The sequence below is a fragment of the Candidatus Eisenbacteria bacterium genome, assembly GCA_005893275.1.
Lineage (GTDB): Bacteria > Eisenbacteria > RBG-16-71-46 > SZUA-252 > SZUA-252 > WS-7.
The window spans coordinates 38186-57064 of sequence record VBOW01000031.1 but is presented as its reverse complement, the minus strand read 5'-3'; the positions used below and the strand labels follow the sequence as shown (position 1 = coordinate 57064).

The window sequence follows — 18879 nt, the reverse complement described above, 5'->3', positions numbered from 1 at the left end:
GAAGTAGGGCGAGATGTAGCCCTTGTCGAACTGCATCCCCTCGACGAGATCGAGGGTCGTCTCCATGGACTTGGCTTCCTCGACGGTGATCGTGCCGTCCTTACCCACCTTGTCCATGGCGTCCGCGATGATCTTGCCTATCTCCTGGTCGCCGTTGGCGGAGATGCTCGCCACCTGCATGATTTCTTTGGGGTTCTTGACGCTCTTCGAGAAGGTCTTCAGCTCTTCCACAACCGCCCGGACCGCCTTGTCGATCCCGCGCTTGATGCCCATCGGGTTCGAGCCGGCGGTGACGTTGCGGAGCCCCTCGCGGAAGATCGCTTCGGCCAGCACGGTCGCCGTGGTCGTCCCGTCGCCTGCGACGTCGGAGGTCTTCGTCGCGACCTCGCGCACCATCTGGGCGCCCATGTTCTCGTAGCGGTCCTCGAGCTCGATCTCCTTGGCGACGGTCACGCCGTCCTTGGTGATCGTGGGTGATCCCCATTTCTTGTCCAGTACCACGTTCCGGCCGCGCGGTCCCAGCGTAACCTTGACCGCCTTGGCCAGCGTCTGCACGCCCGACAGCACGGCCTGGCGAGCCTTTTCATCAAAAATGATTTCCTTCGCAGCCATTCTCATCACTCCTTTATGGATGGAGGTCTCGCGAGAAACCTCAGGGATCAGCCGACGATGGCGAGAACGTCCTCCTCGCGCATGATCAGGTATTCGCTGCCGTCGATCCTGACTTCGGTTCCGGAATATTTGCCCATGAGGATCTTGTCGCCCGCCTTCACCTCGAGAGCGATGCGCTTTCCGTCATCGGTCAGCCGCCCGGGGCCGGTGGCCACGACTTCCGCCTGCTGCGGCTTTTCCTTGGCGGTATCCGGAATGATGATCCCACCGCGCTTCGTTTCGGGCTCCTCGAGGCGGCGGACGAGGATGCGATCGGCCAAAGGCTTCACGTTCATGTTAGAGGCTCCTCTTGTTCCAGGGGTCTTCGATGGTGACTCGGTTTTCGGCTTGCTCTTGGTCTCTGGCATGATTGACAAATGGGCAGAAGATTGACTCTTCGCCCCCTCCTTGTATCCCTATATACGCAGTTGCCGTGCCGTTGGTTCGCGACCGGAGGCAGTCCGGCGCGAACGTGGTGCCCCGGGCGCGTTTGAGTCGCCCGATTTAGGCAGGGCCCCCGCGGAAGGCGCAGGCCGACGGGCGCGTCATTGCCCAAACGGCATGCGGCTTGTGGAGCAACCGGTCTAATCCCTATACTCGTCGGGGTTTCCAGCCCGTTCATGGCAAACAAGCGGCCCACCTCCAAACGCCCCAAGCACACACCCCCCTCTGCCAAAAGGGCGGGCGATCCGCAGAGCCGCCGGCGCAGACGATGGCCGGGGGCGATCCGGCCCGATTGGGTGTTGCTCGCCCTCCTGGCGCTCTCGCTCGCCATCCGCCTGTGGGGAATTCACGACCGGCTGCCAGACGCCTCGCTGAAGATCAACGTCCTCGACGATTCGGTCATCGAGGAAACGGACCGCACGACCATGGGGCGGGCGTGGCTCATGTGGCGGGGAGGCACCAAGGCGACCGACCTCAACCCCCACACGGGCGGATGGCCGTCGTTGAGCTTCTATCTCACGCTCGGGCTGCAGCACCTGTACAAGATGTACTACTCGCTCACCTCGGCGGACGCGAGCGCGGCGCACTTCCAGGCCCATATCGCGGGCGCGGGCGCGGCTCCCATGTTCCTCTTCGCCCGCGTCGTGGGCGCGCTGATCGGGACGCTCACGGTCTTTCTCACCTACCGGATCGGCGCGAGCACCCTCGGCCGGAGCGTGGGGCTCCTGGCCGGCCTCTTCGTAGCGACCAACACCCTGCACGTGCTCACCTCCCAACACGTGAGCGACCCCAACCTCCTCGCGCTTCTATTCGTCCTGCTCGCGACCCGGCCTTTCGTCCGCGTGGTCGCCGGCGGAACGATGCGGGACTCCATCCTCGCCGGAGCCATGATCGGGCTCGCCGGGGCGTGCAAGTACGTGCCCCTGGTCCTCGCCCTGCCTTTCGCGCTCGCGTATCGGACGGGGGATTCGAAGAACGACAGCGCGGGGCGCGGCAAGGGGACGGCCTTGTGGAGGAATCGCCCTCTCGCGGCGGGCATGGCCTCGATCCTGGCGGCGGTCTTTGTCGCCTCGCCTTTCCTGTTCCTCGATTGGAAGCGGACCCTGATCGACATCGCCGGCCAGCGGCGGGCGCTCTTTTCGGATTGGGTGGGGCAGACCGTCTTTCCGATCTCGCTCCCGACGTATCTCGCGGTTACCCTGCCGCACGCGATGGGCTGGCCGGCGTATCTCCTGGGGCTCGCCGGGCTGGTTCTCCTCTGGAGGGGCGGGCGCCTGACCCGTACGCTCGTCTGGATCCCGCTCATGATCGTGCTCGCGAACGGCATGCTGAAAAGCCCACAAGACCGTTACATCCTGGTCGCGCTGCCTTTCCTCCATCTCGCCGCCGCGCTGGCGATCGTGCGGGGCATGGAGTGGGCGAGGGCGAGGATTCCCTCCCCGGCGCAGGCGGCGCCGGGGCAGGGCCGCGCGTTGTCCGTGCGGGTGCCCTCGGCGCTTCTCGTTGCGGCGGTCCTCGCCTGGCCGCTTCCCGAGCTTCTCGCGACGCGACACGCGCTGGCGCTCCCGGATTCGCGCCATCTCGTGCGGAGGTGGATCAACCAGAACATCGGGACGAAGGAGCCCATGGCGGTCGAGCTCTACGGACCGGTGTTCACCCCAGGGGAGCGCACGATGGTGATTTGGCCGTTTTTCGCGACCCAGTCCCAGTTCGCCCGGCCAGCCTTCCACCCCGAGTTCTTGGACGGCCTCGAATACCACGTCGCGTCGGGCGAAATCTCGCGACGCTTCGAAGCCGAGCCGGAGAAATATCCGGTGGAGAACGCGTACTACCGCTGGCTACGGGAGCGCGCGAGCGTGGTCTGGGAATCCGACGTCAAGAACGCCTCAGGTCCTCACATCGTGGTGCGCCGCTTGCCGCAGGCGATCAGCACCCGCGCGCAGAGGGACAGCATTTTCGCCGCAGCGATGCCGAAGCCCACCCAGGTGAATCGTGTCGAGCTGTGGTGCCTGGACCTCTCCAGGCTTTTCGCCACCGTAGGGGATTACGATCGCGCGGAAGAGTGGGCGCGCCGCGGGCTCAAGGTCGAGGTCAAGCCCATGGAACCGCCCTTGCGCGCGGCCCTCGCGATCGCGCTCTGGCACAAGGGCCTGCTGGATTCGGCCGAGGCTCAAATCGCGATCGCGATCGAGGGAGAGCCCGGGAGCTCTACCTACCGCATGTACCACGGGGCGATCCTCACGAAGATGTCGCGGTTCTTGGATGCGCTCGTGGAGTACCGGACCGCGTACGAGCTTTCCGAAGGGGATCCGCGGATCCATGTCAACATCGCCCAGGCGCTGGACCAGCTCGGTCGCTACGAGGAAGCGGTCCAGGAGCTCTTGCTCATACCCGCCGGCCACCGGGATCGCGCGCTCGCCTTGAGGGACGCCGCCATTCTGCTACTAAACCATTTGAACCGCCCCGCCGAGGCGCTCGATTACTTGCGTGAGGCGATCCGCCTCGATCCCAACCAAGAGCAGGCGGATCTTCTGCGGCAGCAGATCGAGGCGCTCGAGGCGACGATCAAGCCTCGCGGGAACCATGCCGCGGCGGGCGGCTCCAGAACGCCCTAGCACGCCTGCCGCGAGCGCCCCGAGAAGAATTATCGCGAATCGCCGAAGCCGCAAAACTCGACCCGATTCCCGTCCGGATCGCTGAAATAAATCGAGAGGGCGTTCCAAAAGGTGAATTCGACGGGCCCTTCCACCTCGAGCCCTTGGGCTTCGAGCGCCGCTTTCAGCTCGGGAATCCGCGAACGCTCGGTCCCGAACGCGAAGTGATGCGGGCCCCGGACGTGGGCCGCGCCGAAGGACAGGGGCCCCTCTGTGATACCGAGCCGCTGGGGCGTTCCGGGCGGGCCCGCCCAGAACCACGCGAACTTCTTGTTGCTCACGTTGTCCACCGGGAGGCCGACCACGTCACGGTAGAACGCGACCGAGCGCTCCACGTCCTTGACGACGAGGATGATTTCCGAAATCCCGCGGAGCGGAACACCCTGGAGCGCGCCCCCGGTCACAGCCCGTACTCCTTCTGCTTCCGATAGAGCGTGCGGAGCCCGATTCCCAGGATCTTGGCCGCCTTCTGCTTGTCGTATCCCGTCGCGCGGAGCGTCGCCTCGACCGCGCGGCGCTCGATCTCCTGCATGGACATGCCCACGGTGACGTTCAGGTCCTCGCCCGAGGCGGAGCGTTGCTGCCGCAGCTGTATGGGGAGGTCCGAGACTTCGAGGGCGCGCTTCCCCTGCGCGTAGACGATCATCTCCTCGATCGTGTTCCTCAGCTCGCGGACGTTGCCCGGCCAGTCGTGGTGCATGAAGCGATCGGCAGCCCCGCGGGTGATGCCGGTCACCCTGCGGCCGTGCTCCCGGTTGAACTCCTTGACGAAGGTCTCCACCAGGAGGGGGATGTCTTCCTTCCGCTCGCGGAGCGGCGGGACGTCGATCTGGATCACGCGAAGCCGGTAATACAAGTCCTCGCGAAACTCATCGCGCGCGGCGAGGACCTCGAGCCTCCGGTTCGTGGCCGCGATCACCCGGACGTCGACCTTCACCGTTTCATTCCCCCCGACGCGCTCGAATTGACGGTCTTGGAGGACGCGAAGCAGCTTCGTCTGTACGGGCGGCGGGATCTCCGATATCTCATCCACGAAGAGCGTCCCCTGGTCCGCCAGCTCGAAGCGCCCCTTCCGCTGCTGATCGGCGCCGGTGAACGCCCCCTTCTCGTGGCCGAACAGCTCGCTCTCGATGATGCTCGCCGAAAGCTCGGCGCAGTGAAGCTTCACGAAACGCTCGTTCCGACGAGGCGAGAGCTGGTGAATCGCCTGCGCGATAAGCTCCTTCCCGGTACCCGTTTCGCCGTAGATCAAGACGGTCGCCCGGGTCGGCGCGATCTGGACGATCTTCGAGCCCAGCTCCTGCATCACGCGCGAGTTCCCGGTGAGGTTGGGGACCTTGAGCCGTTGATCCAGCCGCTCCGTGAGGTCCGAGACGCGGCTCACAAGCTGCTGGTGGGAGAGGGCGCGCTGGATCACGGCCAGGAGCTTTTGGAAATTGAGCGGCCGAAGCTGGAAGTCGTACGCCCCCTCCCGCATCGCCTCGGTCGCCAGCTCCACGGTTCCTCCGTCCGCGATGAGGATCACGCAGACCTCGGGATTGCGGCTCTTCGCGATGTCGAGGAGGCGCATCCCGTCGACCCGGTGGGCTTTGAGCTCGGTGATCAGGATCTCGGGAACCGAGCCGTCGGAGACCCCGGCCGCTTCGGGCGCGGGCCGGTCGAGGAGGTTGAACGCCTGCTCGCCGTCCTTGGCCCAATGCACCTCGAAGCCGTTCTCCGTGAGGAACGACACGAGCTGCGCGGTTTCGGACGAGTCCTTGTCCACGATCAACGCGCGGGGACGATGCAGCAAGGAGGGTCTCCCATTTCGGGGAAAGTCACGAAACGATAGGAGCTTACGACGAGAAGAGGGGCCCGTCAAGACGCCTGGAGGCGGGGGAGCGCGCCGGAGCGCCCCTTACGTGGAGGCTACGTCAGCGCGTCGGCGACGCTGATCCCGTACTCCTCCGGGTTCAACGCCGAAACGATGCCCACCGTGTAGGCGCCGCTTCCATCTTCGCGGTGGCTCAGGTCCACGATCGAGCCCTCGATCCGCTTGCGGTCGCGGTCGGCGACGATCTTCACCTTGGGGCGGAAGATGTCGTGCACGTTGTGCTCGGTGACGACTCCGATCTCGTTCGTGTCGAGAAGAACGACGGTTCCGGCGGGGTACATCCCGACCGTGTTGACGAACGCCTTGATGAGGAGCGCGTCAAACTTCTCGCGGTTCGCGATCAGCATGTGATGCAGCGCCTCGTACGGCGTGAACGGCGACTTTCGGTAGGATCGGTGCGCGGTCATCGCGTCGAAACAATCGGCGATCGCCACGATCCTACTGAAGAGCGACATCCGGAGATGGTCCCCGAGCTTGGGATAGCCGCTCCCGTCAATATTCAGATGGTGCTCGAAGGCGACGATCATCGCGCGCAGGGCGAGCTCGTTCAGGCCTCGAAGCTTCGAGATCATCTTCACGCCCTGGACCGGATGATCCGTCATGAGCTTCCACTCTTCGGCGGTCAGCTTCCCGGGCTTGTTGAGCACCCAAGCCGGGATCGTCGCCTTGCCGAGGTCGTGAAGGATCGCAGCCACGCCGAGCTCGCCGAGCATCTTCTTCGACAATCCGAGCCTCTGCCCGAGAGAGATCGAGAGGATCGAGACGTTGACGCAGTGTTGAAACGTATACTCGTCGTGGTTCTTGATCGCCGTGAGCCCGACCAGCGAGAATTCTTCGTTCAAGATCAAATCGACGATCGACTGGACCGCGCGTTTCGTCTTGCGCAAGTCGACGGGCCTGCGATCCCGCGCGCCCAGCATCAGCATTTTCGTGGCTTCGATCGCGCGGTAGAACGTCCGCTTGGCCGCCTTGCGCGAATCCCGAACCTCCTCGATATTGACGGCTCCGGTCTGAGACACAACCGTCCGCAGCGGCACGAGGTGCTCGACCGACAGTTTGGCCAGGGCCGCGCTGAAATCCTCGTAGGGATCCGAGGATTTGCAGTCCACGTCGAGAAACAACCGCACGAATTTCTTCACTTCCGGAGGCGATACCTTCCCGGTGAACGCGAAGCCCGAGAGCCCGCGGTTGCGGAACTCGTCGATCAGATATTGATAGCTCGCATAGCTCGAACCGTCGAGCTTGAGGCGGCTCTGGTTGATGTAGAGGAAATCTCCGACGGCTTGCAGCTTGAAGTCCCCTTCGGCCGTGTGGAGCTGCTCCACGGTTTCGATGAAGCTGACCAGCGGACCGTGGAAGGCGACGTTCCCGACGTCATGGATCTTCGCGGTCTTGAGCACCACGCAGAGCTGCATGGCGAGGCTCCGCCCCTGGACGACGATGCGCTGGACGGTGGGTTCCGGCGCGCCTCCCGGAACCCCGGCGCGCGTCGCGGGTCCCGTCATGGGCTGGGTTCCTCCACCCCCGGAGCCTCGGACGGGGCATCCTCTTCCATCGAGTCGCGTCGGGCTCCCGGGGCGGCGGCTTTCCGCACCGTCTCCAGCGCGGCCTCCACCGCCTTCCGGACCGGTTCGCGCTTGCTCGTGAGCTCGTGATTCAGGACCTCGATCGCCTTCGGGGTTCCGAGCCACGCGAGCGCCAAGGCCGCGTTCAGACGCTCCTCCTCGTTCGTCCCCCGGAAGAGGCCCCCTCGCGTCAGCAGCTCGTGGAGAGGAGGCACGAAGGAGGCCGATCCTGACTTCCCCATCGCCTCGAAGAAGGCTCGCCGCTCATTGTGGTCCCGGCGCGCGAACTCCGGAGCCTGGATGGCGCCCCAGATGCTCTGCGCGGCGCGGTCGTCACGCCTCTGGGCGAGGGTCAACGCGGCCTGAATCCGGACGGTGGCGTCAAGATCGCGGAACGCGGAGACGAGAAACGCGCGGCTCGTGGGGCTCTCGATGTTTCCCAGCGCGCGCACCGCCTCCTTGCGAACCCGCACGTCCTCATGGTGGAGCGCCCGATCCAAGGCGCGTTCGACCCCTTGATGCGCGATCCGGCCGAGCACGTAGACCACGTTCCGGATGACGTACCACCGCGAATCTCCGAGGCGGGATATGAGAACATCCACGTCGTCCTTGCAGGAAATCGCAAGCGCCTCACAGAGGGCGCGGCGGTGCTTCATGTGGTTGACCTGGCCCAAGAGGTCGCAGACGGCGCCCGCCGAGGTGGGCCCGATCTGCACGAGGAAGTTGGTGAGGAGCGCCGGGTCGAGGTCCGGATGGGCGTTCAGGACCGGGGCGAACTGCCCGAGAAAGCTCGGACGGCCGATTTCGCGGATGACCTGCTCGGCGAGACTGCGAAATTCGTTTTGGGTCTCCGCCTTCTTGGCGGCGATCGTCCGAAGCCTGGAGAGGAGCTGGTTCGCCCGCCCGAGGTCAGCCTCCTCCAGGGCCAGCTCGATGAACTTCTGGAATGCGGAAGCCGACTCGAGGAAGCTCGTCGGCTCCTCCTCCGAGGTCAGGATCGCCGCGACGATCTCGAGCACTTCGTTGAGCAGCGGCCGCCCCTCCTCGACGCGGATCGCCTCGCTCAGCTGCTGGGATTCGGATTCGCTCAGCGAGAACTGCACACCCACCGATTCATCCCACGAGGGAGTGACCGGCGCCTTCGGGTTCCAATCGTCGGAGCGCTCCAAGATCGACTCGCCGGGCACCGCGACGGGCGCCTCCTCTTCGGGGGTCTCCACGCGGGAGGGCCAGGGGATCCCTCCGCCCTCGACGGCGCCCTCGTCCGGCTCGTACTCCTGGCCGCCGCTCCCGTCCATCAGGTCTTCGATCGAGATGTGGACATACTCGACGTGCCGGAAGTCCCGCTCCCAGAGGAGGGTGACCACGTCGTCCTGGCCCTGGCTCAAGTCGGTAGCCTTCTTGAGCACTTCGAGCACCCCGCGGAGCTCCTGCGGTTCGAGCCCCTCGCGGAAGGTGATTTGCCGCACGCCGTCGGTGAAGAACCGATACGCGAGAGACTCTTCCCGCGCGGCGTTGTGGTAGACGGAGTAGTCCTCGAAGAGGAGGTCGAACTGCTGGACGTTGAGCACGATGTCCCCGATCTCCTTCAGACAGGACCAGGTTCGCGCCTCGAGATCGCTCTGGAATTTGTGAAGGGTCGGATTGTTCGGCAGGTACATCCGGTAAGCCTTGAGCGTGCGCACCAAGGCCTGGAGCCAATCGGCCACGCGCTTGACGTCAAGCGCCAGCACTTGATCCCCAAGGCGTTCGGCCTTCTGCTCGGGCGAGTCGCCCTTCTTGACCGGGGCGGGAGTAGCCATACGGACCAAAATTCGGCCCGGACTCGACAGAACTTGACCCGTTTGTGCTAGCGGCGGACCTGGATTTTTCGGGTCGAATCGCTTGCGGAGCTGTCGGTTCCGATCGTCAGGACGTGGGCCTCGCGGACCTGATTCAAGATGCGCCGGTCGTGGGACAAGAGAATGACCTGCAAGTCCTTGGCCAGGTCCTCCAGGTGGCCGAGCAGGCTGCCGCGGCGCTCCTCGTCAAAATGGGCCGTGGGATCGTCCAGGAGAAGGGGAAGGGGCTCCCGGGCCGCGAGCTCCTGGGCGAGGGCCGCCCGTAAGGCAAAGTAGAAGGCGTCCCGCGCCCCATGACTCAAGGCTTCGACCGCGATCTCCCGCGCCCCGTCCAAGCTCACCGTCGGGTTCAGCTCTGCGTCGAGCGCCACCCGGGAATAGCGGCCGCGGGTCAAGCGCGCGAGCGTGCGTCCGGATACCGTGGCAAGCCGCGCCACGTGCTCCTTTTGGTAGTGCAGCACGGAATCACGCAGGACCTCCAGCGCGACAAGAAGCGCGTCCCGTTGACGCTCCTCGCGCCGAAGCGCTTCCTCTTCGGCCGCGATCGCCTCCTCGAGGGCCTCGAGATTCTCGGCGTCCGAATCGACCCCGCCCGGGCGGCGCACCAAACGCTCCAGGCTCTCCTGCTCCGCTTCGATCTTGGCCCGGATCCCGTTGCTCTCGCGTTTCAGGCGGTCGGAGGCCTCCGCGGCGCGCACGGGGTCCTCCCGGAGCGGCGACAAGAACGGCGTCTGGCTGACGAGGAACTTCTCCTTCGCCCGGAGCGCGTTGACCACCTCATCGATCTCGTGGGATTCGGCCTCGAGTCGCTCCGGAACCGGAAGCGACTGGACGACCGCCGCATGCTCCCGCCGCTCGTGCTCCAGCTCGCGGAGCTGCTTCAGGTCGGCCACGACGATCTCGAGCGTTCGTCCCGCCAGGTAGGGATTCGCGCGAATCTCGATCACGTCGGTCTCCTGCTTCAGCGTGCGGAGATTCTCCTCGGCGACGCGGGCCCTGGCCTCGGCGAGCGCCCGGCCGCGCTCCGCGCTCCGGCCGAAGACGCGGATCGCGAGCATCCCGGCCGCGGCCCCGAGAACACCGCCGACCCCTGCCGCGACCGCCGATTTCAGGGCGGCATAGCTGAGGAATCCAAACGCCCCTCCCAGGGCGAGCGTCAGCAAAAGGCCGATCGCGAAGGGGGGCGCATGCATCTCCTCCAGCCGCTTTCGCTCCGTTTCTCCGGTTTTCTGGTGCCGGCTCGCCTGGATGCGGAGAATCTGGAGCCGCATGAGATCCGCCTCGACCTCCTCGGGAGCGTTCGCGAGGTAGGTCAGGTGCTCCCCGGTCTTGCGGTCGATCTCCTGAATCCGCCCTCGCGCTCGGCGGGCCCGCATCAGCTCTTCCCCGATCGCGGGGGCCCGCCTCAGGTGCTTGCGCTGCTCTTCCCGGAGACGGACGAGGGTTTCGAGATCGGCGATCAGCTGCTCTTTGGCGGCCACGTCGCCTTTGAGCTCGGTCAGCCTCGCCTCCGCCGCGGAGCGCTCCGCGAAATTGGACTTGAGCTCCCGGAGCACGTATTCCGACCGGGCGAGACGCCCACGCAGGAGCTCGAGGGCCCCCTTCCGCTTCTCGATCGCCCGATCGGCCCGCTTCCGGGCCCGGGCGTCGAAGGGGTGCTCCCTGGTGAGCGCGTCCAGACGATCGAGCAACGCCTCCTGAATCTCCTGGTAATCGGTCTCGACGGCGCCTGAGATCAGGTGCCGCAGCTCCGGCGAGATCCTGGTCTCGAGGGCGTTCTCGCGCACGTAGCAGGATTCGCTGAAGAGCCGCGCCTCGGTGAAACCGAACCACGATCGGAGGAGCTCCTCGTACTGCTCCAGCTCCGGCCCGCGGCCGCGCGGGTTGACAGTCCCCTTGAACAGGGTCCCCTCGGCCTCGTCTCCGCTTTTCCCGAGTCGTTCCACGTGGACTTCGTGGCTATGAAAATCTCGGCACGCGCGACAGCGGTGCCCGCCCGCTTCGAAGATGAGCGTCACACGGTGGCGCGCGCCGTTCCAGGGCCGTGCGCGCGCCTCCTCCTCGTGGGAGGAGAACCCGAAGAGCGTCGCCACGATCGCTGCGGCGAGCGACGACTTGCCCGATTCGTTGGGCCCGATGATGAGGTTGAGCCGCCGCGGCTCGAGAACCGCCTGGTACCCTACGATGGGGCCGAAGCCCTCGATGTGGATTCGCTCAAACCGCATGGCGTGGGTTCTGGAACTCGGCGAGCCCGATCCTGAGCGCGAGCGTCGCGATCTCCTTTTCCTGCTGGGTTTGCGCCCGCGAGAGCCGCTCCAGCGTGCGCCTCACGAACGCGCCACGGATCGTGGCCTCGTCGCGAAATCGACCCAGGAGCGCCGCGTCCAGGAGGTAGGTATGGTCGTCGATTTCCAGGTGAAAGAAACGGTCCCGGATCCGGGCGGCAATGCGCTCGGGTTCGAACACAAAATCGGCCGCGCCCTCGAGGCGCACCCGGACGATTTCACCGTCCCCGGCGAAGGCGGCGATCCTGTCGATCAGCTGGTGCTCGTCATGCACGTCGGCCCCCACGAACTCGACCGCGACCTGGGAGAGGGTGCGCGTGTTCCAGGGCTTGCGCTCGATCGAGACCGTGCCGCGGCTCAAGGTCACGATGAGGAGGTGGCGCGGGCCGTCCTCGCCGAATTTCCTGCCCTCGAGCGTTCCCGGGTATACCGCCACCGAGCCCCCCTCGCGCACTTCGACGAAGTTGTGATAGTGGCCGAGAGCCAAGTAGTGCAGGCCGCAGGCAGCGACTTCGCCCCGGTTGATCGGGAGATCGGAGGGCCTGATTTTCCAGGTGGGGCTGTCTTGCAGCGCGCCGTGGAGAATCCCCACGTGGTAGTCGGCCGTGCCGGAGCGGGAGAAATCGCCGAGCGGGCGGGCGGCGACGGCCGGGTCGTAGGCGACCCCGTACATTTGCACCGTCTCGCCTCGGATCGTGAGGCGCGCCCCCGGCTGAAGCCGCGGCTCGGCGAGGAGCGCGGAGCCCTCGGGCAAGCGGAGCCGGCGATACACCGATCGACGGTAGGAATACGCGTCGTGGGTTCCCGGCACGAGAAAGACGGGCACCTTCGCCTTGGAAAGGCGCTCGAAGGAAGACTCGACCTGGAAGACGAGGCCCTCGTCGGGGTCGTGGGTGTCGAACAGGTCCCCGGCGATCGCGACCAGGTCCACCGGATGCTTGGGAGAGGAAGCAAACTCGATCGCGCGCAGGAACGCGTTGAGCAGATCGCGCGTGCGCTCCTGAGCCCGCTCCCCCATGGATGGGAACGCGGCCCCGAGATGCAGGTCGGCGAGATGCAGGATGCGAACGCTCATCGATTCTTCTCCCGATTCATCCGGCGCAAATCCCTCAGCGCTTCCCGATGGGCGCGGAACGCGATCGGGCGCGGCAGCCGACCGAGCGGGAAATACCCCAGCTCGATCGCGTCATCGCCCGGTTGAAGCCTTCCCCCGACCACGCGGGCGTGGTAGAGGATCAACACCGCACGGGCACGCGGATCGTCCCGCGCCGCGTAGACCCCGAAAAGCCCGGTCAAGCGAACCCTGAGCCCTGTCTCCTCGAGCGCCTCGCGTACCGCGGTCACCTCGGGATGCTCCCCGTACTCCATGAAGCCGGCCGGAATGCCCCAAGCATTCTTGCGCGGCTCGTGCCCTCGTCGCGCTAGCAGGATCAACCCCTCCCGCCGGACGAGAACCCCGCACGCGGGCACGGGATTTCGATACCCGATGAATCCGCAGCGGGAGCAGGCGCGGCGGCGGACTCCGTGCTCCCTGATCGTGCGCATGGTGCCGCCGCATACCATGCAAAACCGCGCTACGGGGCGCGTGGGGCGCACCGCGGCGCGCCTCGCGTCCCCTGTCCGGCGGGCTTGCCCTTTCCCCTTATCCTTCATAGGCTTGGTACGGCCCCCCGGAGACGGGAAACGCTCCGTCCTTGGAAAAATCGGCCGGACTACGCCCTTCCTCAAGCGGAAAGACGGACCGGGTATTCCCATGAAGCGGCCGCATAGTATCACCCCCATTCGACTGGCTGAGAGGCCGCCCGACCCGGGGCCCTTGATCGGCGCGCACATGAGCATCGCGGGGGGAATGTCGAGGGCTATCGAGCGGGCCCTGGCGGTCCGGGCCCGCGTCGTACAGGTATTCACCAGCAACACCAACCAGTGGAAGGGGAGGCGGCTCCTTCCCGCGGAGATCCGCTCCTTCCGCGAGGCCTGGGAGAGAAGCGGCCTTCGAGCGGTCGTGGCCCACGACTGTTACCTCATCAACCTCGCCTCGCCTCGCGCCGCCCTCCGAAGGCGCTCGATCCAGGCCCTTGCCGAGGAGCTTTCCCGCTGCGAGAAGCTCGGGATTCCCTTCCTCGTGACCCACCCCGGTGCGCACATGGGCCGCGGGGTACGCGAAGGGTGCGACCGCGTCGCCGCTTCCCTGAATGAGGCGCGCGCGATCGCCTCGGCCCCCTCCGTGACGGTCCTTCTCGAGACCGTGGCCGGCCAGGGCACAACGATCGGGCGTCGCTTCGAGGAGCTGGCGCGCATCCGCGACCACGTGGCACGTCCTGACCTGGTCCAGATCTGCCTCGATACGTGCCACGTCCACGCCGCCGGATACGACATCGTGACCGAGGGCGGATACGAACAGACAATCCAGGAGTTCGACGGCATATTGGGCCTGGAAGCGCTCCGCGCCATCCACTTCAACGATTCCAAGACGGGGCGTGGGAGCTTGGTCGACCGCCACGAGCACATCGGCAGGGGCTATCTCGGAACCGAGCCCTTCGCCCGCATGCTGCGCGATCCGAGGCTCAGCGCGATCCCCAAGCTGCTGGAGACGCCGAAGGGAAAGGACGGAGTTGTGATGGACCGAAGGAACTTGGCGCTATTGAGACGGCTGTGGATCGAGAGGCCGGGGGGCTAGGGCGCTCACAGGTTCCGCTCTTCGTCCTCTTCCTCGTCCTCTTCTTCTTCCTCGGACTCCTCGAGCCCCCGTTCCTCCTCGTATTCCAGCATGAAGTATTCGCGGAACGGGTCCACGAGATCGTTGAAGGCTTTGTGGGGCGAGGAGACGCCATACTCCCGGAGCTTGTCGCAGATTTCCCCGATCAAAGCGTCCATCCTTGCCGAGAGGTTAGTCTCCGCGATGAGACGTTCGACGAGCTCTTTGTCCTGGTCGTGGGCGGCCATGGAGGTTCTCCTCAGATTGGGGCAGGTGGGCCCGGAAACGCCTCCCGAGTCACCCTCAGTATAGCAGAACACCGAGCGCTTTGCCCGGTTCGGGTTGGCCCCCGCGCGGCGGTCGGGCGACACGAACCCGCGACGCGCTCCGCGGGCCGCGAGCTTGACAAGGGAGAGCGCTCCCTTGAGGATGCGGCTGCGTGACCGAGAGCCGCGAAGTCCCGCCGCCGCCCGATGATGCCGTCGCGGCTCGGCCGGCGCGCCAGACGGCCCCGCCGCCGGAGACCGGTCTGGCCCGCGCCGCCGGAATCGTCTCCCTCGCCACGCTCGCCAGCCGCCTCATGGGGCTCATCCGCGAGCAGGTTTTCGCGGCATTCTTCGGAGCCGGCTTCGCGGTCGACGCCTTCCAGGTCGCCTTCCGGATTCCCAACCTGCTTCGCGACCTCTTCGCCGAAGGAGCGATGAGCGCCGCTTTTGTCCCGACGCTGACCCGGGTTCAGGAAACCGAGGGGCGCGAGGCCGCGATGCGCCTTGCAAACCTCGTCATCAACTTCCTGCTCGTGACCGTATCCACGATCTGCCTGTTTGGAATGGCATTCGCGGACCGCATCGTCCCTTGGATGGCGCCAGGGTTCGGGCAGGTGCCGGGAAAGCTCGAGCTGACGACCCAGCTGACCCGGATCATGACGCCCTTTCTCCTGCTCGTGGCGCTCGCGGCCGCGGTCATGGGCGTCCTGAACACGCGCCGGGTGTTCTTCATCCCCGCGGTCGCTCCCACGATGCTGAACCTGGCGCTCATCGCCTCCGGATTCCTCATCGCGCCGATTTGCCCCCGCTTCGGGCTCGAGCCGATCGTCGGAATGGCGTTCGGCGTCCTCCTCGGCGGGCTGGGACAGCTACTCATCCAGGTCCCCGCGCTATGGGCCCAGGGATTTCGATGGCGCCCGGAAATCTCATTCCGTGACCCGGGGGTGCTCCGCATCGTGACGCTCATGGCGCCGGCCGCGGTGGGGTTGGCGGCCACGCAGGTGAACATCTTCGTGAACACGTTTCTCGCCTCGCTCCTCCCTCAAGGAAGCGTCTCCTGGCTCAACTACGCGTACCGGCTCATGCAGCTTCCGATCGGGCTGTTCGGCGTCGCGATCGCCACGGTGACGCTCGCCGAGGTCTCGCGCCACGCGGCCCGACGGGAAATGCCGGAGCTCAAGCGCACGATCTCCTTTTCACTCCGGTTCGGATTGTTTCTCACCCTGCCGGCGACCATGATCCTGATCGCGCTCGCCCACCCGATCGTGGCGCTCCTCTACCAGCACGGACGGTTCGGCGCGGAGGACTCCTGGCAGACCGCTCAGGCGCTCTGGGGATACGCGGTCGGACTCTCGGCGTTCTCCGCCGTGCGTGTTCTGGTGCCCGTGTATTACTCCCTCGGAATGACCCGCATCCCCGTCACGATCTCGTTCGTGACGATCGCGATCAACGTCGTGTTGAACATCATGCTCATGGGGCCTCTGCGGCACCGCGGGCTCGCGCTCGCGACCTCGATCTCCTCGGTCCTGAATTTTTTCCTCCTCTTCGAGGTGCTGCGGCGAAAGATCGGCCCCATGGGCGGCCGCGCGCTCTCGCTCGCCGCGGGCAAGATCTTCTTCGCTTCCCTGATCGCCGCGCTTGCGGCGCTCGCCGTGGCATGGGGGGTCGAGCATTCGCTCGGGCTCACGAGCGTCCTCGCGCGCCTCCTGGTCGTCGGGAGCGGCCTCGCCGCGGCCGCCGCGGTCTATCTGGCGGCCGTATTCGCGTTGAGGATCGGGGAGAGCGCGCCGCTGTTCGCCTTCGTCGCTCGTTTCCTGAGACGCCCAGGGCCCGGTTCGGCCGGCGGGCCGGGGCGATGAGAGGGTGGTTTCGTCCATGAGCGATGCCGAAACCCGGAGGCTCGAGGCGGACGGGCGGCGCCTCGAGAACTGGAAGCGATGGGGGCCTTATCTCTCGGAGCGGCAATGGGGCACGGTCCGGGAGGACTACTCCGCCGACGGGGAGGTGTGGGAGTACTTCCCGCACGAGCACGCGCGGAGCCGTGCCTACCGCTGGGGGGAAGACGGTCTACTCGGGATCTGCGACCGTGAGTGCAGGCTTTGCTTCGCGATCTCCCTTTGGAATGGCCGCGATCCCATCCTGAAAGAGCGCCTCTTCGGACTGAGCGGAAAGCAGGGAAATCACGGCGAAGACGTCAAAGAGGTTTATTTCTACCTCGATTCCACTCCGACCCATTCCTACATGAAGGCGATTTACAGGTATCCTCAATCCGAATTTCCGTACGAGCGGCTGCTGGAGGAAAATCGCCGGCGCGGGCTCACCGACACTGAGTTCGAGATCGCGGACACAGGCGTCTTCGAAGGAGGACGCTACTTCGACGTTTCGGTCGAGTACGCCAAGAAATCTCCGAACGACATCCTCGTCCGCATCGAGGTCTGGAATCGAGGCCCCGATGAGGCCCCGCTCCACATCCTTCCGACCCTCTGGATCCGAAACACGTGGTCCTGGGGGCGGACCGGCGAGGGCTACTTCGCCAAGGGGAAGCTCTCGGCGCCGGCCGACGGCGCGATCCTGGCGGAGCACGAGACCCTGGGACGGTTCCGCCTCGTCACGGAGGGGGCAGCCGAGCTCCTGTTCACCGAGAACGAAACCAACCGAAAGCTTCTCTTCGGCACCGAGAACGACGGACCGTACGTGAAGGACGCGTTCCATGACTACGTGGTTCGCGGCAGGAAGAGCGCCCTGAATCCGGGCCGCCTGGGCACCAAAGCCGCGGCGCTCTATCGGCTGACGATTCCGGGGGGCGGGAGAGCCGCCGCGCGGCTTCGCTTGGCGGCCGAGGCCGAGATGCCGAAGCAGCCCCTCGCCGCCGAGTTCGACGCCACGCTGGAGGCGCGCCGCCGAGAGGCGGATCAGTTCTATGCGTCGCGGATCCCGGAGGGGACCACCGAGGACGAGCGCCGAATCATGCGCCAGGCGTACGCGGGGCTTCTCTGGACGAAGCAGTTCTACCACTACTCCGTGAAGGATTGGCTCGAAGGGGACCCCGCCCAACCGAAGCCGCCTTCCGCACGCGCGCGCGTGCGGAACCGGGACTGGGCGCACCTCTACAACCGCGACGTGCTCTCGATGCCCGACTCCTGGGAGTATCCCTGGTACGCCGCGTGGGATCTCGCGTTTCACATGCTCCCCCTTGCGCGGCTCGACCCCGAATTCGCGAAGCACCAGCTGCTTCTCCTGCTGCGCGAATGGTACATGCACCCGAACGGACAAATCCCCGCGTATGAATGGGAGCTCTCGGACGTCAACCCGCCCGTGCACGCCTGGGCCTGCTGGCGCGTGTACAAGATCACGGCCAAGCGCGGCGAGCGCGACCGGCTCTTTCTCAAACGCGCATTTCAAAAATTGCTCCTCAATTTCACCTGGTGGGTGAACCGGAAGGACCCCGACGGGCTGAACATCTTCTCGGGCGGGTTTCTGGGGATGGACAACATCGGCGTGTTCGACCGCTCGCGCCCGCTTCCGACCGGCGGCCGTCTGGAGCAGTCGGACGGCACGGCCTGGATGGCCTTCTACTGCGGCACGATGCTCTCGATCGCGCTCGAGCTGGCGACCGAAGATCCGGCCTACGAGGACCTCGCCTCGAAGTTCTTCGAGCATTTCGTCGCCATCACGGACGCGATGAACACGCTCGGCGGGAGCGGGCTCTGGGACGAGGGAGACGGGTTTTACTACGACCAGATCTACGTCGACGGAATGAAGATTCCCCTCCGGGTGCGATCGCTCGTCGGGCTCATTCCACTGATCGCGGTGGAGGTCCTGGAGGAGGAAGCGATCGCGCGGCTACCGGGCTTCGGGAAGCGCCTCCGCTGGTTCCTGGAGAACCGGAAGGACCTGGTGCGGCACATCTCCTATATGGAATCCGGCGGCGGCGGGCACTCGCACCGCCTCCTGGCGATCCCGCGCCGCGAGCGCCTCGTCCGCGTGCTCGAATACATGCTGGATGAGAACGAGTTCCTGTCCCCCTACGGCGTCCGCTCGCTTTCGCGATACCATCGGGACCACCCGTTCGTGTTCCTCGTCGGCGGTACGGAGCACCGCGTGGACTACTCGCCCGGCGAGGCGACCACCCCGCTCTTCGGCGGGAATTCGAACTGGCGCGGTCCGATCTGGTTCCCGGTGAACTACCTTCTGATCGAGGCTCTCGAGCGCTACCACCATTTCTACGGTGACTCCCTTCGTGTGGCGTGCCCGGCCCGATCCGGACGGCTCATGAACTTGCAGGAAGTGGCGAACGAGATCGCCGCCCGGTTGGCGTCGTTGTTCCGCCCGGATTCCACCGGCCGCCGCCCGTGTCTCGACGAGGAGGCTGTCTTCGCCCAAGAGCCGCACTCCCGCGATCTGCTCCTCTTCCACGAGTATTTCCACGGCGAAACCGGCCGCGGGCTGGGCGCATGCCATCAGACCGGTTGGACCGCGCTCGTCACACGCTGCATCGAGCTCCTAGCGCACGCACGACGCGCCCAGCCTGGTCTCGCGGGCCCCCGGACCTGACGCGCGGGCGCAACCGACGCGCGACCCCCGCCCGGACATGGATCAGGCCCC

Annotated in this window: 13 protein-coding genes and 1 pseudogene; 5 read left to right on the top strand and 9 right to left on the bottom strand. The window is 66.0% G+C overall.

Annotated elements, in window-relative coordinates:
- Both groEL and E6K76_07280 read right to left on the bottom strand, forming a co-directional pair.
- A partial coding sequence (gene groEL / locus E6K76_07285) for a chaperonin GroEL (protein TMQ58697.1) occupies positions 1-612 on the bottom strand: 612 nt, incomplete at its 3' end.
- Positions 613-659: 47 nt separating this feature from the next.
- On the bottom strand, positions 660-947 hold the full coding sequence (locus E6K76_07280) for a co-chaperone GroES (GenBank protein ID TMQ58696.1): 288 nt from the start codon (positions 945-947) through the stop codon (positions 660-662).
- Between the two features lie 324 nt (positions 948-1271).
- Here E6K76_07280 and E6K76_07275 point away from each other — a divergent pair, with 324 nt between their 5' ends.
- On the top strand, positions 1272-3710 hold the full coding sequence (locus E6K76_07275) for a tetratricopeptide repeat protein (protein TMQ58695.1): 2439 nt from the start codon (positions 1272-1274) through the stop codon (positions 3708-3710).
- Positions 3711-3739: 29 nt separating this feature from the next.
- On the opposite strand, the gene E6K76_07270 is transcribed toward E6K76_07275, so the two are convergent.
- The 7 genes from E6K76_07270 to E6K76_07240 all read right to left on the bottom strand — a co-directional run bounded on the left by E6K76_07270 (position 3740) and on the right by E6K76_07240 (position 13152).
- On the bottom strand, positions 3740-4231 hold the full coding sequence (locus E6K76_07270) for a VOC family protein (GenBank protein TMQ58694.1): 492 nt from the start codon (positions 4229-4231) through the stop codon (positions 3740-3742).
- Positions 4150-5520 carry a sigma-54-dependent Fis family transcriptional regulator gene (locus E6K76_07265; GenBank protein TMQ58701.1) on the bottom strand — a complete coding sequence of 457 codons (1371 nt, stop codon included), beginning with the start codon at positions 5518-5520 and terminating at the stop codon, positions 4150-4152. Before E6K76_07265 ends, E6K76_07270 begins: the two co-directional genes overlap by 82 nt.
- A gap of 137 nt (positions 5521-5657) precedes the next feature.
- Complete coding sequence (locus tag E6K76_07260) at positions 5658-7127, bottom strand: HD-GYP domain-containing protein (protein TMQ58693.1); 1470 nt, start codon at positions 7125-7127, stop codon at positions 5658-5660.
- Entirely contained in the window at positions 7124-8989 is a 1866-nt protein-coding gene (locus E6K76_07255; GenBank protein ID TMQ58692.1) for a HEAT repeat domain-containing protein, read from the bottom strand. The genes E6K76_07260 and E6K76_07255 overlap by 4 nt, the downstream gene beginning before the upstream one ends.
- 47 nt (positions 8990-9036) lie before the next feature.
- A complete protein-coding gene (locus tag E6K76_07250) occupies positions 9037-11253 on the bottom strand; it encodes a hypothetical protein (GenBank protein TMQ58691.1) in 2217 nt (738 codons plus the stop codon).
- Positions 11243-12388 (bottom strand): DNA repair exonuclease, encoded by a 1146-nt coding sequence (locus E6K76_07245; GenBank protein TMQ58690.1) that lies wholly within the window; start codon positions 12386-12388, stop codon positions 11243-11245. The genes E6K76_07250 and E6K76_07245 overlap by 11 nt, the downstream gene beginning before the upstream one ends.
- Positions 12385-13152, bottom strand: a complete 768-nt coding sequence (locus E6K76_07240) for an NUDIX domain-containing protein (protein ID TMQ58689.1) — start codon at positions 13150-13152, stop codon at positions 12385-12387. Before E6K76_07240 ends, E6K76_07245 begins: the two co-directional genes overlap by 4 nt.
- On the opposite strand from E6K76_07240, the gene E6K76_07235 reads away from it, so the two are divergent.
- The 4 genes and pseudogenes from E6K76_07235 to E6K76_07220 all read left to right on the top strand — a co-directional run bounded on the left by E6K76_07235 (position 13067) and on the right by E6K76_07220 (position 18828).
- On the top strand, positions 13067-13990 hold the full coding sequence (locus E6K76_07235; protein TMQ58688.1) for a deoxyribonuclease IV: 924 nt from the start codon (positions 13067-13069) through the stop codon (positions 13988-13990). The two genes, E6K76_07240 and E6K76_07235, sit on opposite strands and share 86 nt — an antisense overlap.
- Positions 13991-14008: 18 nt before the next feature.
- Positions 14009-14080: pseudogene (locus E6K76_07230) on the top strand (FmdB family transcriptional regulator).
- 367 nt (positions 14081-14447) lie between these two features.
- A complete protein-coding gene (gene murJ, locus E6K76_07225; GenBank protein ID TMQ58687.1) occupies positions 14448-16133 on the top strand; it encodes a murein biosynthesis integral membrane protein MurJ in 1686 nt (561 codons plus the stop codon).
- Between the two features lie 16 nt (positions 16134-16149).
- Positions 16150-18828, top strand: coding sequence for a glucosidase (locus E6K76_07220; GenBank protein ID TMQ58686.1), 2679 nt, complete (start codon positions 16150-16152; stop codon positions 18826-18828).
- The last annotated feature ends 51 nt before the right edge of the window (positions 18829-18879 follow it).

Bases quoted from the DNA above. Each gene is read 5' to 3' on its own strand.
- E6K76_07255 (TMQ58692.1), bottom strand. From the start codon at position 8,989: ATGGCTACTCCCGCCCCGGTCAAGAAGGGCGACTCGCCCGAGCAGAAG.
- E6K76_07250 (TMQ58691.1), bottom strand. From the start codon at position 11,253: ATGCGGTTTGAGCGAATCCACATCGAGGGCTTCGGCCCCATCGTAGGG.
- E6K76_07280 (TMQ58696.1), bottom strand. From the start codon at position 947: ATGAACGTGAAGCCTTTGGCCGATCGCATCCTCGTCCGCCGCCTCGAG.
- E6K76_07220 (TMQ58686.1), top strand. From the start codon at position 16,150: ATGAGCGATGCCGAAACCCGGAGGCTCGAGGCGGACGGGCGGCGCCTC.
- E6K76_07245 (TMQ58690.1), bottom strand. From the start codon at position 12,388: ATGAGCGTTCGCATCCTGCATCTCGCCGACCTGCATCTCGGGGCCGCG.
- E6K76_07275 (TMQ58695.1), top strand. From the start codon at position 1,272: ATGGCAAACAAGCGGCCCACCTCCAAACGCCCCAAGCACACACCCCCC.
- E6K76_07240 (TMQ58689.1), bottom strand. From the start codon at position 13,152: ATGCTCATGTGCGCGCCGATCAAGGGCCCCGGGTCGGGCGGCCTCTCA.
- E6K76_07260 (TMQ58693.1), bottom strand. From the start codon at position 7,127: ATGACGGGACCCGCGACGCGCGCCGGGGTTCCGGGAGGCGCGCCGGAA.
- E6K76_07235 (TMQ58688.1), top strand. From the start codon at position 13,067: ATGAAGCGGCCGCATAGTATCACCCCCATTCGACTGGCTGAGAGGCCG.